The organism is Pseudogemmobacter bohemicus, assembly GCF_003290025.1.
Taxonomy (GTDB): Bacteria; Pseudomonadota; Alphaproteobacteria; order Rhodobacterales; family Rhodobacteraceae; genus Pseudogemmobacter; species Pseudogemmobacter bohemicus.
Genome location: NZ_QNHG01000001.1, coordinates 1537916 through 1552119, shown reverse-complemented (window position 1 = coordinate 1552119; position 14204 = coordinate 1537916). Strand labels below are relative to the sequence as shown.

At 61.4% G+C, this 14204-nt stretch carries 14 protein-coding genes and 1 pseudogene; 5 read left to right on the top strand and 10 right to left on the bottom strand.

Annotation, left to right across the window (positions count from 1 at the left end; genetic code table 11):
• Positions 1 to 367 precede the first annotated feature (367 nt).
• On the bottom strand, positions 368 to 1378 hold the full coding sequence (locus DRF71_RS07415; protein ID WP_112309778.1) for an SDR family oxidoreductase: 1011 nt from the start codon (positions 1376 to 1378) through the stop codon (positions 368 to 370).
• 122 nt (positions 1379 to 1500) lie between these two features.
• On the opposite strand from DRF71_RS07415, the gene DRF71_RS07410 reads away from it, so the two are divergent.
• Positions 1501 to 2355 carry a LysR family transcriptional regulator gene (locus DRF71_RS07410; protein WP_112310066.1) on the top strand — a complete coding sequence of 285 codons (855 nt, stop codon included), beginning with the start codon at positions 1501 to 1503 and terminating at the stop codon, positions 2353 to 2355.
• 535 nt (positions 2356 to 2890) lie between these two features.
• Here the strand turns inward: DRF71_RS07410 and rnk are convergent.
• Positions 2891 to 3289 (bottom strand): nucleoside diphosphate kinase regulator, encoded by a 399-nt coding sequence (gene rnk / locus DRF71_RS07405; protein ID WP_198672087.1) that lies wholly within the window; start codon positions 3287 to 3289, stop codon positions 2891 to 2893.
• A gap of 323 nt (positions 3290 to 3612) precedes the next feature.
• Between rnk and DRF71_RS07400 the strand changes: the two genes are divergently transcribed.
• Positions 3613 to 5517 carry a sensor histidine kinase gene (locus DRF71_RS07400; protein ID WP_112309777.1) on the top strand — a complete coding sequence of 635 codons (1905 nt, stop codon included), beginning with the start codon at positions 3613 to 3615 and terminating at the stop codon, positions 5515 to 5517.
• Here DRF71_RS07400 and DRF71_RS07395 read toward each other — a convergent pair.
• Positions 5509 to 6345 carry a transglutaminase-like domain-containing protein gene (locus DRF71_RS07395; RefSeq protein WP_332872047.1) on the bottom strand — a complete coding sequence of 279 codons (837 nt, stop codon included), beginning with the start codon at positions 6343 to 6345 and terminating at the stop codon, positions 5509 to 5511. The two genes, DRF71_RS07400 and DRF71_RS07395, sit on opposite strands and share 9 nt — an antisense overlap.
• Before the next feature lie 169 nt (positions 6346 to 6514).
• Here DRF71_RS07395 and DRF71_RS07390 point away from each other — a divergent pair, with 169 nt between their 5' ends.
• Entirely contained in the window at positions 6515 to 6811 is a 297-nt protein-coding gene (locus tag DRF71_RS07390) for a PRC-barrel domain-containing protein (RefSeq protein ID WP_112309776.1), read from the top strand.
• A 60-nt stretch (positions 6812 to 6871) separates the two neighbouring features.
• Positions 6872 to 7360, top strand: coding sequence for a YciE/YciF ferroxidase family protein (locus DRF71_RS07385; RefSeq protein WP_112309775.1), 489 nt, complete (start codon positions 6872 to 6874; stop codon positions 7358 to 7360).
• Positions 7361 to 7418: 58 nt separating this feature from the next.
• Here the strand turns inward: DRF71_RS07385 and DRF71_RS07380 are convergent, their stop codons facing one another.
• Positions 7419 to 7670, bottom strand: a complete 252-nt coding sequence (locus DRF71_RS07380; protein ID WP_112309774.1) for a GlsB/YeaQ/YmgE family stress response membrane protein — start codon at positions 7668 to 7670, stop codon at positions 7419 to 7421.
• Between the two features lie 173 nt (positions 7671 to 7843).
• Between DRF71_RS07380 and DRF71_RS07375 the strand changes: the two genes are divergently transcribed.
• Positions 7844 to 9325 carry a phospholipase D-like domain-containing protein gene (locus DRF71_RS07375; RefSeq protein ID WP_112309773.1) on the top strand — a complete coding sequence of 494 codons (1482 nt, stop codon included), beginning with the start codon at positions 7844 to 7846 and terminating at the stop codon, positions 9323 to 9325.
• On the opposite strand, the gene DRF71_RS07370 is transcribed toward DRF71_RS07375, so the two are convergent.
• From DRF71_RS07370 to DRF71_RS07345, 6 genes and pseudogenes are all read right to left on the bottom strand, one after another.
• On the bottom strand, positions 9316 to 9954 hold the full coding sequence (locus tag DRF71_RS07370) for an NAD(P)/FAD-dependent oxidoreductase (RefSeq protein ID WP_232831344.1): 639 nt from the start codon (positions 9952 to 9954) through the stop codon (positions 9316 to 9318). The genes DRF71_RS07375 and DRF71_RS07370 overlap by 10 nt on opposite strands.
• A pseudogene (locus DRF71_RS07365) lies at positions 9869 to 11215 on the bottom strand (catalase); the annotation flags it as partial. The gene DRF71_RS07370 and the pseudogene DRF71_RS07365, both read right to left, overlap by 86 nt.
• A gap of 148 nt (positions 11216 to 11363) precedes the next feature.
• The gene (locus DRF71_RS07360) at positions 11364 to 12428 is read right to left on the bottom strand and encodes a hypothetical protein (RefSeq protein WP_232831343.1); all 1065 of its coding nucleotides are present in this window, start codon (positions 12426 to 12428) and stop codon (positions 11364 to 11366) included.
• 256 nt (positions 12429 to 12684) lie between these two features.
• Complete coding sequence (locus DRF71_RS07355) at positions 12685 to 13131, bottom strand: TspO/MBR family protein (RefSeq protein WP_198672086.1); 447 nt, start codon at positions 13129 to 13131, stop codon at positions 12685 to 12687.
• A 187-nt stretch (positions 13132 to 13318) separates the two neighbouring features.
• Positions 13319 to 13732: a hypothetical protein gene (locus DRF71_RS07350; protein ID WP_157970977.1), complete on the bottom strand. Its 414-nt coding sequence runs from the start codon at positions 13730 to 13732 to the stop codon at positions 13319 to 13321.
• A 36-nt stretch (positions 13733 to 13768) separates the two neighbouring features.
• Positions 13769 to 14204: tyrosine-type recombinase/integrase (locus tag DRF71_RS07345; RefSeq protein ID WP_157970991.1), on the bottom strand; the 436-nt coding region annotated here is incomplete at its 5' end.

Here is a 14204-nt window from a genome sequence, read left to right as displayed (position 1 = left end):
CAGTATAGCTAAGTATTATTGAGACCCGCCACGGTGACCCGATAAGTGAGAGGGTTTAGAAAGCTTCGCAGCTGCTGCTGTCAGACAATTTCCAGCCAGAGCAGCGAGTCGCCCTTCGTGTAGATGAATGCGGCCTTGTTTGCGTCCGACCGCAAATCTCTTATGCAGAAAGGTTTTTTTTGCCGCGCCAGTCTGCTTTATTCAGAGTTAAGAATTTCGGGCAGCGCCCCACGCAACTATCTTTATCCAAGCTGGGCTCCCACAAGGCAGGATCTGCAACGATACTATTCTGCAGGTTCAAATCAGGTATGCTGTTCCGTGATTGGCCAGGGGACGAGCGGAAAGGATACCATACACGCCTTTGCAACTACACCATCCTGCGCGCCCTGAACCAGGCCACCTCATCACGGATAGTCTCGGTAATCGGACGGAAGGTCACGCCCAGTTCATCGCGTGACTTCGCCGGATCGAAGCGCGTGCGCTCCGCCTCGGCGCGCATGGTGCGCACGGTGGCGAGGCTCAGCAGCGCCGGGCGTCTGGTGATGCGCGCCACCACCTCCTGCAAGACCGCAATCGGCCAGAGCACCGCCACCGGGATCTGGCGTTTCGGTGCGGGCGTGCCGGTGACCTCGGCATAGATCTTCACCAGGTCGGGCATGGCGATGTGATGACCGGCTGCGAGGTAATGCTCCCCCCGCCGCCCCTTTTCGGCGGCTGCGACCAGCGCGAAGGCCACATCCCGGGCATCGACAAAGGCGAAGGTTCCGGGCGGAGTGCCGGGCAGCACGCGCTTCAGGTAGTCCAGCGTGAACTGGCCCGCCGCCGTCGGCCCCAGATCGCCCGGCCCGTGCATCCAGCCCGGCATCACAAAGGCCGCGAACATCTCGGGGTGGTCCCGCAGAAACGCCTGCACCACCGCATCCGACTGCATCTTGCTGCGGTAGTAATCGTCGGCATCGCGCGGATCGCGCGTCATGCTCTCGTCGATCAGCGCGCCGCGCGGGCCGTTCACCACGGCAATCGAGCTGGTATGGATGAACCGCCGCACACCCCCCGCATGGGCCGCCGCGATCAGCCCGGCGGTCGCATCGACGTTGATCCGCTTCAGCATCGCCCAATGCTTGCCGCCGCCATAGCTCTCACGGAAATAGGCAGCGGTGTGGAAGACCACATCGCAACCGGCCAGCGCCAGGGCAAAGCCCGCGACATCCTGCATATCGCCCTCAATGATCTCCAGCCCCGGGATCTGCCCGAACTGCGATTCGGCCTTGGTGCGCGACCTTGCAAGGGCGCGCACCGCCACGCCGCGCTCCAGCAAAAGCCGCACGAGGTTATTGCCAAGAAGTCCGGTCGCGCCGGTGACGAATGCCGTTTGCATCAGGGGTCCTGTCCGGCGCGGAATGCGCCCTGTCGACCCTGACATAGCGGCACGGGGCTTCGCGCAGAACGCATGCCATGGCAAAACGGGTTTGCGATGGCGCAAAGCAAAGGGGCGGCAAAATGAACTGGGATGACCTGCGCCTGCTGCTGGCGGTGGCGCGACGCGGCAGCTTTCTGCGCGCGGGCGAGGCGCTTGGCATGGCGGCCTCGACGCTTTCGCGCCGGATCACCCAGTTGGAGACCGGGATCGGCGCGGCGCTGGTTGAACGCGGTGCCGATGGCACCAGGCTGACGGCACGAGGCGCCGCGCTGGTTCAGGCCGCACAGGATTTTGAAGCCGCACTGACCCCGAAGCCAGAAACCACCGGCCTTTCCGGCCGTGTCAGGGTGACGGCGGGCGAGGGTTTTGTCGGGCCGGTCACTGATGCCGCGAGCGCATTCACCCGCCAGCATCCCGGCTGCACGGTGGATTTCACGGTGACGCCGGATCTGGTGAAGATCTCGCAAGGGGCATCAGATATCGCCATCCGCACCCTGCATCAGGGAGAGCCATCGCTGATCTATCAACGGCTGCCCGATGTGGGTTTCGGCATCTTTGCCGCGAGCAATCTGGCATTACAGCCCGATGCTGCGCCTGAGACCATCCCGATGATCGGGCTGCTGCCCCCGATGGATCAGCTGCCGCATATGAAGGCCGCGCTGGCGGCGGGGTTCATCAATACCCGCATCCGGGTCTCGTCCTTTGCCGCACAACTGGCGGCGGTCAGGCAAGGTCATGGCGCGGCAGTGATCCCAGGCGCGTTGGCGACCGGACTGGCTGAACCCTTCCCGGAGGTAATTTTGCCGGGGCTGGAGGTGTTTCTGGTGACCAGACCCCAGGGTCTGCGCCAGCCGCAGATCCGCGCATTTGTCGAGTTGCTGAAACATCGGTTCGCCCCGCCTCAAGACCTGCGTGATAACCGAGGTACAATCTGACGAGCTATGAAACCGAAGGCCGTGCGGTTAAGATCCGGTCCAATTTGCGTGTCGCCCATTCAAGCCGCGACAGAGCAGTTTGCATAGTGTTATCGGATACAGACTGTCCGGCATGAATGTTCCTGAAGGTTCCTTTGATGCCAGAGGAGCGTCATGAATTGCTTCGGCCCGCCCGCCAGCCAGGAAGGGCGGGTCAGGCAAACGCTGTCACCAGATGTGATCGGTTACGACTCTGTCACCAGAGTATTGGCGACGGCGCCGCCCGAGGCCGTGACCTCAAAAGCGTAGGCCGGATGCCGAACATGTCCGCCCATTGAGCAGACCTGCCACCAGAAGCTACGCACAATGGCAGATCGCAGCGATTGGCTCGCTGGCGTCGAGGAAATGGTGAACCTTGGCCAGAAGTCCGCGTTGAGACGCAGACTCTCTGGCCGCCACCAGCAGGGCACGGTCGCCCAGATGCTATGGGAATACCACGCAGAATGCGGACAGCTGCAGGAGTGAAGCCGCACCTGCCCGATATTGTCACCGGGCATCATTCAGGGTTTTGAACCCATAGGACCGTCAGGTTATGACGTGCCCCATCGCGTGTTTCCCAACTGAAATGTGCGCCGTTGCGAAGACCGATAAGCGCGATACCGATTGGCGTTGCAACTGAGACTTTCCCCGTCGAAATGTCGGCCTGTTTAGGCACAACCAGCGTGATGAGCTGATCTTTTCCGGTTGTGTCATCGCGGAATCGCACATGGCTGCCGAGACCAATCGCGTCAGTTGGAACTTCCTTCGCCGGAAGGGTTTTTGCTCTGGCGAGTTCATCGAAGAAATGAGCAGCCAGCGCCTGGTTGCGGTGCTCGAGGCCTTCGGCCAGCTTTTCGAGGATCGGCATCGTCTCTTCGGAGATCACGATATCGGGCGGAGGCATCTGTTCGGACATGTAAAGGCTCCTCTTTGGGCCATGAGATAACGCGGTTCATGCGTTCTTGTTCGGGGATGATATGAGGAAGCGGAAACAACCTTCGCCCTTTTGGGGCGCTTTCCCATGAGCCTGTCAGCAGGCCGGGCGCAGAGATCGTTTCTTGCTCATGCGGGTCAAGCTGGGGTCTTGCTGGGCGGAAGTCAAGAAACCGCAAGTTTGAGGCCAACGGGCGGGGGCCGCGTCGGCCTGCTCTGTCGTGACCTGCCCTAAGGATTGTGTGGACAGTGTTGCCTGTGCGCCCCTAGGCTGATCCGATTTTGTTCGGTATCTCGCGGTGATCCATGGCTGAACGCCTGTTTTCGGCAAACGAGGAATTCTTTGGTGCCGATGACACCATAAGGGATGTCCGGGCGGCCATTCTCTCGGTGGATTGGGGAAGAACTGCGGCGGGGCCTGTGGGGGCATGGCCGCTGGCCTTGCGTTATACGGTCAGAACGATGCTCTATGCTGCCTCGCCGATGGCGGTCCTGATCGGCCGGGAGGGCGTTGTCGTCTGCAATGATGCCGCGCGCGAGATCTTCGGGGATGCCTGGGCGCAGGCGCAGGGCAGGCCGGTCTTCGAGTCCCTCCCGATCGCGCGAAAATTCTATCGCGACAAGATCGACGACGCCTTTCGCGGCAAAAGCCACAGGCTGAAGGACCAGCCGATCAGGCTGATCCGTGACGGTGTGGCGACCACCTGCTGGTTCAATCTGGGGCTTTCGCCGATCATCGGCGACGATGGTGAGATCTTCGGCACTTTGATGGCCGCGAGCGAAACTACCATCCATATCCGCACAAAGCGCGCGTTGACCCTTGCGCAGGAACGCGTGGAGGTCGCGCTTGAAGCGGGTGGGATTGTCGGGACATGGGATTTCGACGTCCGAACCCGCAAGATGATCATCGACGGCGCCCTTGCTGAACAATATGGCATTCCCTCCGCCGAGGCGCGGTCAGGGATCGTCATTGAGACCCTGTTCGAAAACCTGCATGAAGAGGACAGGGGCCGGGTTCTGGCGGCGGTCGATGAGGCCGTGGCGAGTGGAGCGAACTTCCACAGCCGCTTCCGCACCATCACTCCCGATGGCCTGTTGCATTGGTATGTCGCCTCCGGCCGCCCGATCCTCGACGAGGAGGGCCGCATATCGGGTTTCGCCGGGATTGTCATCGACACCACAAACCAGTCCGAGGTCACAGCGGCGCTGGAGGCCAGTAACCTGCGCTTCGATACGCTGGTCGAGGCGATCCCGCAGATCGTCTGGAGCACGGATCGTCACGGCAATCATGACTTCTTCAACCGGCGCTGGTCGGATTTCACCGGGATCGAACCGGATGAGATCACGCCGACACTCTGGACCGAGCTGGTCCATCCCGAAGACCAGGACAGGGTTCAGCGCGCCTGGAAGGAATGTCTGAAGACCGGCAGGCCTTACGATATAGACTATCGTTTCCGGCACCAGCGCGACGGCTATCGCTGGCTGCGCGTCATCGCTCTGCCCATGCGGGATGCGCAGGAAAGGATCACCCGTTGGTATGGCACCTCGACCGATATCGAAGATGCCAAGCTGCTGGAGACGGAGCGTGACCTGATCAATCGTGAACTCGATCACCGGATCGGCAATCTCTTCGCGCTGGTGAACGGGCTGATCAGCCTCTCTGCGCGGGATCAGCCGGGGTCGGAGCCTTTCGTGCATGATATCAGAGAGCGTCTTGGCACGCTTCACAATGCGCACCGTCTGATAAAGGCGGCGGGAAGGGACGGGGCCATTCCCTTCCGACAGGTGTTGGAGGACATTCTTGCCCCCTATGCGCAAAACGGTGAGAGCAGGGGGGTGATCACAGGAGACAGGCTTCAGATCCGCGCGGACTCGGTCTCCTCCTTTGCCCTCATCTTCCACGAGCTCGCAACGAATTCGGCGAAATACGGCGCAATGGCCTTGCCGGGTGGCAAGCTCTTCATCGCGCTGCGTCTGGACGCCGCCGGGGTAAGCGTCGAATGGCGCGAGGAGGGCTCGCGCGCGCGAGACGGGGGGGCAGGCGAGGCGCCCGATAAGCACGGTTTCGGCTCGAAACTCTTAAGCGCGGTTGTCGAGGGACAGTTTCGCGGCACGTTCGAGCGGCTGCTCACCCCGGAGGGCATGAGCCTTACGCTTAGATTGCCGCGGGATCTGTTCGACCTGGACGCTTCCTGGCCGGTATCACTGTAACGCGGGAAAGCCTGCTTCATCTGCTTCTTCGGTCCATACCCTGAACATGGTCAGTTGGTGCGGCCCGAAGGAATGGATCAGGGGAATATCGGTCGCATCCCGTCCGCGCGCGATCACGACACGACCGATACGTGGCTCATTGTGGCGGGCGTCGAGGGTGAACCAGCGGTCCTCCAGCCAGACCTCGCACCAGGCGTTGAAATCCATTGGTGCCGGGTTCGGGGCCACACCGATATCGCCGAGGTAACCATTGGCATAGCGGGCCGGGATGTTCATGCAGCGGCAGAGTGTGATCGCGAGATGGGCAAAATCACGGCACACGCCGACCCTTTCCCGCCAGGCCTCTGCTGCGGTGCGGGTCGCCCGCGCATGCTCATACCCGAAGGTGAGGTGGCTGTTCACATAGTCGAAAATCGCCCGTACCCGCGTCCAGCCTGATGCCACATTGCCAAAGAGCTCCCAGGCCTGCGCCATCATGAGATCGGTTTCGCAGTAGCGGCTGGCGAGCAGATAACCGAGAGCCTCGTCCGGTAAATCGCTGACGGAGCATTCTCGCGCCGTCTCGTCCCATTGATCGGGCCGGCCTTCCACCTCGACCAGACTGTCACGCGAGAGGCGCGTCGCACCGGCACGCGCAGTCAGACGCAGGCAGGAATTGCCATAGGGGTCGATATATGTCCGGTTGGGGACTGAAGGCTCGATCTGCAGCCCGCTGGTCCGAACTATTTTTCCAGCCAGATCCGAATGTGGGTCCAGCAGCGCGATCACTTCCGTCGGCTGATCGCAGGTGATCTCGATCTCATATCCCAACCTGATAAGCACATTCATACCCCGCACATGACAGAGGAAGAACGTTTCCCGGCGAGACAGGTTCCGATGCGGGGATATGCGGCGGGCCGTAGCAGAGTCCCGCCGATGACGGTGGTGGGTTCGGAACCGGGTCTCCGGGCAGGACGTTTCCCTTGCACGAGTGTTTTGAGTGAAAGGAGAGAATGCCATGGACCATACCAGACATATCCGCCTGAACGACACCGAACTGACCGAGGCTGTCCTGAACGGAGCCACCATCTATGGCCCCGGCGATGAGAAGATCGGCCATGTTTCTGAAGTACATGGGCAGGGCAATGCCGCTCAGGTCGTTGTCGATGTCGGCGGCTTCCTCGGCATCGGGGCGAAGCCGGTGGCTGTGCCTGCGCGTGACCTCGAGTTCATGCGCGATGAGAGCAATGCCGTCCATGCGGTGACCCGCTGGACCAAGGACGAGCTGAAGGCACTGCCGGAACATCGCCACTGATCAGGGACGTATTTGCCGCCCGCTCGCCAGGGGTGGGCGGCTCCACTCAGGGAGGACTTCATGAAGACGCTTCAGGATGCCTTTGAGCATACGTTGCAGGATATCTACTGGGCCGAGAACGCGCTCTTGAAGGCGCTGCCCAGGGTTTCGAAGTCTGTTAACAATGCCGAACTGAAGGCAGCTTTCGATGATCACCTGACCGAGACGAAGGGCCATGTCGCCACGCTGGACAAGGTGTTCAAATCCATTGGCAAGAAAGCCTCTGGCGAGAAATGCGATGCCATGGCCGGCCTTCTGAAAGAGGCCGATGGGCTGATCGAAGAAGCCGAGGGCCACGCGCTTGACGTGGCGCTGATCGGAGCTGCGCAGGCTGTCGAGCATTACGAGATCGCCCGATATGGCACCCTGCGCGAATGGGCGAAGGTTCTGGGACATGATGAGGCCCATACCTTGCTCGGCTCCGTTCTCGATGAGGAAAAGGCTGCCAATGCGAAGCTGACCGCGCTTGCGGTCATGGCCGTGAACGAGGCCGGCAAAAAGCGGAACTGATCTTACAGGGGGCGGCCCCGGACCCTGGGGCCGCCAGATCCTGGGCCGCCAGTGCAGATCAACGCCGGACGGCGCGGGCACCCCAGATCAGGATGCATGCGCCGACGGCTCCGGCGACCAGATAGCCGAGCCAGCCTCCGAACGAGACCCCCAGCAGGCCGAAGAGAAACCGTGCGACTGCGGCCCCGATGATGCCGAGCAGGACGTTCAGGAAGATGCCGGTATCGGACTTCATGAAACTCGATGCGATCCAGCCGGCAAGGCCGCCGATGATGATGGCTGCGATCCAGCCGATGCTTTCATTGTCCATTCATCCCTCCTGTTGGTTGGTGCCTCCCGCGATATGCCCCGGGAGGCTTTCGGAAAACGCGCTCGCATCGCTCAGGTTCCTTCGGGCGCCGCCCCATATGGGAACCTCCCTGATGCGAGGGAACCTCCGTCAGGTCCGGGCGTTGCCGACAGAGAGGATGCGTGCGAGGGGATATGTCCGAAAACCCGATGCTTCGGCCGGGCCTGACCTGCTGGAGGGTCGAGACCGCGCAGCGGTTTTCCTTTGTCATCGATGGCGCCGATTACTTCGTCTCGCTGCGCAAGGCGCTTTTGAAGGCGCGGCATTCCATCATGCTGGTGGGCTGGGATTTCGACACCCGGATCGCCTTTGGGGATGTCAGCGATGGCGGACCCGAGCGGCTTGGAGATTTCATTCTCTGGCTGGCGGATCGCACGCCCTCGCTGGAGATACGGCTGCTGCGTTGGGATACCGGCGCCTTCAAGGCGATGCTGCGCGGCAATACGCTCATCACCATACTGCGCTGGAAAGCGCATCCCCGGATCACGCTGAAGCTCGACGCAAAGCATCCGCTGGCCGGTTCGCACCACCAGAAGATCGTGGCGATTGACGACAGCATCGCGTTTGCGGGCGGCATCGATCTGACCATGCAGCGGTGGGACACGCGCGAGCATATCGACAATGATCCGCGCCGTGTAAGCCCGAGCGGGCGGCCCGCCGATCCCTGGCATGACGCGACCAGCGCTTTTGACGGCGATGCCGCGCGGGCCATTGGCGATCTGGCGCGGGCGCGCTGGCACAAGGCCAAGGGCGAAAGCCTGCCCTCATGTCCCGAACGTCACGATTGCTGGCCCGAGGGGCTGGAGCCGACTTTCACCGATATGCGGCTCGGCATTGCGCGGACCATCCCGAAGATGGACGACCAGCAACCGGTGCATGAGAGCGAGGCCGCCTGGGTGGAAATGATCGGTCGGGCGAAGCGGATGATCTATGCCGAGAGCCAGTATTTCGCCTCGCGCCGGATCGCCCATGCCATTGCCGAACGGCTGGCAGGCGAGGACCCGCCCGAAATTGTCATCGTCATGCCGCACAGCGCAGATGGCTGGCTGGAGCCGCTGGCGATGGACACGGCACGTGCAAAGCTGGTCGAGGCCTTGCAGCGGATCGATCACCATGGCCGCTTCCGGATCTGGCATCCGCAAACCGCGGAAGGCCAGCCGATCTATGTCCATGCCAAGGTCATGGTGGTTGACGATCAGATCCTGCGGGTGGGGTCGTCGAATTTCAACAACCGTTCGATGCGGCTCGACAGCGAATGCGATGTGATCCTGTCAGTGGATGAACCGGAGAACGCCCATCTGACGGATGAGATCGCGGCTTTGCGCAATGATCTGCTGGCAGAGCATCTGGGTGTCAGCGCCGAGAAGGTGGCTTCGACGCTGGCCGAGACAGGCTCCCTGATCGCGACGGTCTACGCCTTGCGCAGGCCAGGGCGCAGCCTTGTTCCCTATGAGCTCCCCGAACTCTCGGGCATCGAGGAATGGCTGGCCGAGAATGAGATCCTCGATCCGAACGGCCCTGACGAGATGTTCGAGGGCACGGCGAAACGCGGGATCTTCAAGGGGTGGGAGCGGCTCCGGAGCCGCCTCCGGAAGTCGTGGCCCGATCAGCGATAGCGGAGGATTTCCGCGTCCGGATCCGGCTTCCCGGCAATCGCCGCAGCGATGATCTGGGCACCGATCATCGAGAAGGTGATCCCGTTGCCGCCAAAACCCATCACGGAAAAGATGCGATCAAACCCCGGCACCCGGTCGATGATCGGCAGCCCGTCATCGGTCACGCTGAAGGGGGCAGACCAGGTATAGGCGGGCTTGCCGATCTTCACCCCGGTCAGATCGCGCAGTTTCCGGGCGATGACCTTTGCCTTCCTTGCCAGCTTCTTCGGGTCGGAGTTGGTATCGGCTGCGTCCTCATCCTCACCGCCCGCAATGACGCGCCCGGCTTCGTCTGTGCGGAAGTAAAGGTATGGCTCGGCGGCCTCCCAGGTGATTGTATCGCGCATCCAGTCTGGCAGGCCCGTCAGTGGTTCCGAGGCCAGCGCCCAGGTCGAGGTGACGTGATGCGATTTCGTCTTCATCTGCGGCAGATATTCATAGCCGGTGCAGAAAACTGCGTGACCGGCGACCAGAACCTCGCCCTTGCTGGTGGAGAGCGCGATGGCTGTAGTGATCGCCGAAGGTTTCAGAGCGGATGCGCAGCGTGTCGCCTGCAACTGCCTCGCGGGCGCTGACAAAGCCCTCGGCACTGGCGCGCGGCCCGGGATCCTCGCCCGCCTGGTCGAGGCTGTTGGGCTCGTAATTCGCGCGGCCCTTCGGCACCTGTACCTGCATCAGCCCGTCGCGCATCATATTGGCATAGGGGCATTTCGGCGCATTCACCGGGATCTGGTGGAAATTCGTCGTGCCGAGCCGCGATTTCTGCGTGTCGAGGTAAGAAAACAGCCGGCCCTGCAACAGCGGGTCATCGCTGAAGTCGATCCCCGGAACGATGTTCGAGGGCAGGAAGGCCGCCTGTTCATTCTCGGCGAAATGATTGTCGGGGTTGCGGTTCAGCACCATGCGACCGACCACCCGCAGGGGCACGATTTCTTCGGGGATGATCTTGGTGGGGTCTAGCACGTCATAGGGCAGACTGTCGGCCAGTGCCTGATCAAAGACCTGCACAGCGAAATCCCATTCGGGGAAATCCCCGGCCGCGATGGCCTCATACAGGTCGCGCCGGTGGTAGTCGTTATCCGCCCCCTGCAATTTGGCACTTTCGTCCCAGATCAGCGATTGAGTTCCCAGAACCGGGCGCCAGTGGAATTTGACGAAACTGACCTTGCCCTCGTCATTGACGAATTTGAAGGTGTGGACGCCGAACCCTTCCATCATGCGCAAGGATCGCGGGATGGCACGGTCTGACATCGCCCAGATCACGGTGTGCAGGCTTTCCGGCATCAGCGAGACGAAATCCCAGAACGTGTCATGCGCCGATGCCGCCTGCGGATAGCCGCGATCCGCCTCCATCTTTACCGAATGCACGAGGTCGGGGAATTTGATCGCGTCCTGAATGAAGAAGACCGGGATGTTGTTGCCGACCAGATCCCAGTTGCCCTGTTCGGTGTAGAATTTGACCGCAAAGCCCCGCACGTCGCGTGGTGTGTCGACCGATCCCGCGCCGCCTGCGACGGTGGAAAAGCGTACGAAAACCGGAGTTTCCTTGCCCTTCGTCGAGAGAAGGCTCGCCTTTGTCAGCTCAGGGATCGGATCGGTGCAGGTGAAGACCCCATGTGCCGCAGAACCACGGGCATGGACGATGCGCTCTGGGATGCGCTCATGGTCGAAATGAAAGATCTTCTCGCGCAGGAGAAAGTCTTCCAGCAGCGTCGGGCCACGCGCGCCTGCACGCAGAGAATTCTGATTGTCGGAAACCGGAATGCCGTGGTTTGTGGTGAGCAGGGCCCCGCCGCGCTGCTGCGTCTCACCCGCATTTCCGGTCTTGGTGGCGTAGGGTTTGCGTGCCATCTGTCCTGCCTTTCAAAGGTGGGAAAGGGTGGCGCTGTGGGGCCCATGTCCTGTGTGGGCATCTCCGAGGCCCGTGGCGCCGGCTCTGTCGTGAGGCGGGGCGCGCGCCATATCAGCGCGCGCGCGCCCCGCGAACTTTTGTCGGGTTTCAGAGGCGGTAGCTGAACCCGCCCCAGATACGGCCCTCATCGCGATGACGTCCCCCGCGCACGGCCCCCGAGACGGCGGCCGCACCCGCGACCAGAGCAGCCGCCGTCAACAGGAAGGCGGTCAGGATCGCGCTTTTGCGGGCAGTCTCGGCCGCAGCGATTGCAGCCTCTTCGGCCTCTTTCGCCAGACGCTCGGCCTCCGCCTTCGCATCTGCGACCGCAGCTTCGGCCTTTGCACGCGCGTCCTGAACGGCGGTCACTGCCTGATCCACACGCGCCTCGACCTCGGCCTCGCTCTGTCCGGTGCGCCGCGCAACGGCAGCGATCAGGAAAGCGCGATCATCTTCAGAGATCTCGCCGGTCCGCAGGACATTGCCCAGAACCAGACCGCTCTGGCGCGCCAGTTCGGCGTCATCCATCGACGGCGTGCCCGGCGAGGTGGTGCCGTCCGCCTGCTGCACGCCCTGACGCATGGCGCCGACTTCAGGGCGCATCAGGGTGCTGTTGATATAGTCCATCAACCCCTCATCCGCATCATCCGGAATGGCCGCGCCCACTGCTTGCGCAACGCCCTGGACTGTGCCGCCAACCGCATTGCCTGCGCCCTGAACCACGCCGCCGACGGCCGATCCGGTCGCTGTAGCTGCAGTTCCTACGGCGGAAACCGCGCCGCTGATGGCACCCGCGGCCATCCATGCCGTCACCAGCATGCCAAGGCCCCAGACGACGAGGCCATTGATGCCGTCGCGCGCCGCGATCTCATCGCTCGATGCATCATCGACGCGCCGCCGCATCCGGCCGGCAATATAGCCGCCGGCGAGATAGCTTGCGACCAGAGTAATGACGAGCCAGAGCGCCGTCCCGATCAACCACAGATTGAACGACCCCTCACCCGGCTCGGCCGAAATCGTTGAGAGGCCAAGAGCGGCCCCGAATGCGGTGAAGAGGCCGGCCGTTGCCGCTGCAACAACCGCGCCTCCAAACACCGCAGCCCAGTCGATATACGCGCCGCCAGTCTCAAAGCGCGGTGCCGAGGCGGCGGTCATGGTTTCTGTTCGTTCCATTTCAGCCCCTCCTCAGCGCAGGCCAAGAAACGAAAGGATTGCGAGAACCACGACCACAAGGCCGACCAGGTAGATGATGCTGTGCATGAACGTCCCTCCCGAAAATGCCTGTTCAGGCGATTACAGATAAAACTGAAGATGCGGCGGGGGGCGTCGAGTGCCGCATCCAGAGGGAAACGCAAAAGATGTATTCTGGTTCCTTGTTTGGCTGCGGCTGGCGGGACGACGCAGCGGCAACAAGCCTGTCGTCAGGAGTTCAGTTCAAACGCCAGATCTCGAAATTGAGCACAGCCGCGAAAGAAACCCAGGCCAGATAGGGAAGGAACAAAGCTGCTGAGACCTTCTCACTTTTCCTTGCACGCATGATGAAGGTGAGGATGGTCATAAAAAGCAGGCCAATCACCAAAAGCGCCAGCCTTGGATTTTCAAGCCCGAAGAAGGCCGGCGACCACGCGTAGTTCAGAACGAGTTGCAGGATCCACAATGAGCGAAGCCCCAGGTTATCCGATTTTTCCCAGGAGCGCCAACCTGCGACGCCGATCACCCCATAAAGTGCGGTCCATACCGGGGCGAACACCCAGTTGGGCGGATTGAACAGAGGCTTTGCAAGGCTCTCATACCACGGCCCCGGCACATTCAGCCAGCCGATGATCCAGCCGACAAGGATCACCGGGACAATGAACAGTATGAGCTTCATGGGCATGAGCTGGAACCTCCGCCTCCGCCTTCAACCGCGATTGAGCGGAACCCGGAATTTGGGCGCGAAAAAGACGTACCTGTGCCGGGTTTGAGTATCAAAGACTTTCCAAAGAACTGTGTCCCGCATGGAGACCATGCTGGACACAGCCTGCCGGAAAGGGAGGGAAGCCTTCTCCGGTCTGAGAAGCGGGTCAGCGACGGCGATCACCTGACAGGACGCCACTGAGGATAAAACCGGCAGCCAACCCCAGGAGGCCGACGGTCGAGAGAACGGTCGCGGTTGTGCCGGGATTGTCACGCATTGCGCCAACGGCAACATGGGCCTGATCTCGGACATGGGCAACGGCCTGACGCGCGCGGCCCTTGCCATCCTCAAATGCCTCTTCTGCGTCGTCCATCGCATCCGAAGCGCGCGATGCAAGCGACTTGCTGATTTTCGAGACTTCCTTTTTCAGGTCAGCGACCTGTTTTTCGAGGTTTGCGCGGATATCGTCTGCAGCATCAGCCATCACATAACTCCATTTGGAACTAACCGGGTCTTGGACCCTCAGGGTGCAAACGATCGAACGGCAATCTGGTTCCTGAAGGTTGTGGTTAGCTGCCATCGGTATGGTTGGCTTCCAGATGTCAGGTTGTCCCGATCACTCAGCCGCGAAAGTGTGGGCAGGGTAGGGTGCTCGCGCGGAAACGAGGCCGTGTAGTGCTTCAGGTCGAATATGAGTGTATCGACGTAGCATCTTCCAATCCTTGTGCCCCGTTACCAGAGCTACTTGCTCGATAGAAAGACCAAACTCGAACAGTCTGCTCGTGCCCTCATGTCGCAAGTCATGAAAGTGCAGGTCATTCACCTCGACATCTGCACATGCGCGACGAAAAGCGGTTCCAACGGATCGGGAGTTGTACGGGAAAATCGGTCCTTTCGGGATCCCAACGTACTTGGCTTGTTCCATTGCCAAGGCCCATGCGTCGAACCCAGTCGCAGCAAACAGAGGGATCCTTTGATCATTACCAGTTTTTTTTCGAGGATCTTTACGATCCCGGATCACCAACATACGCCGCCCTATGTCCAGATCATTC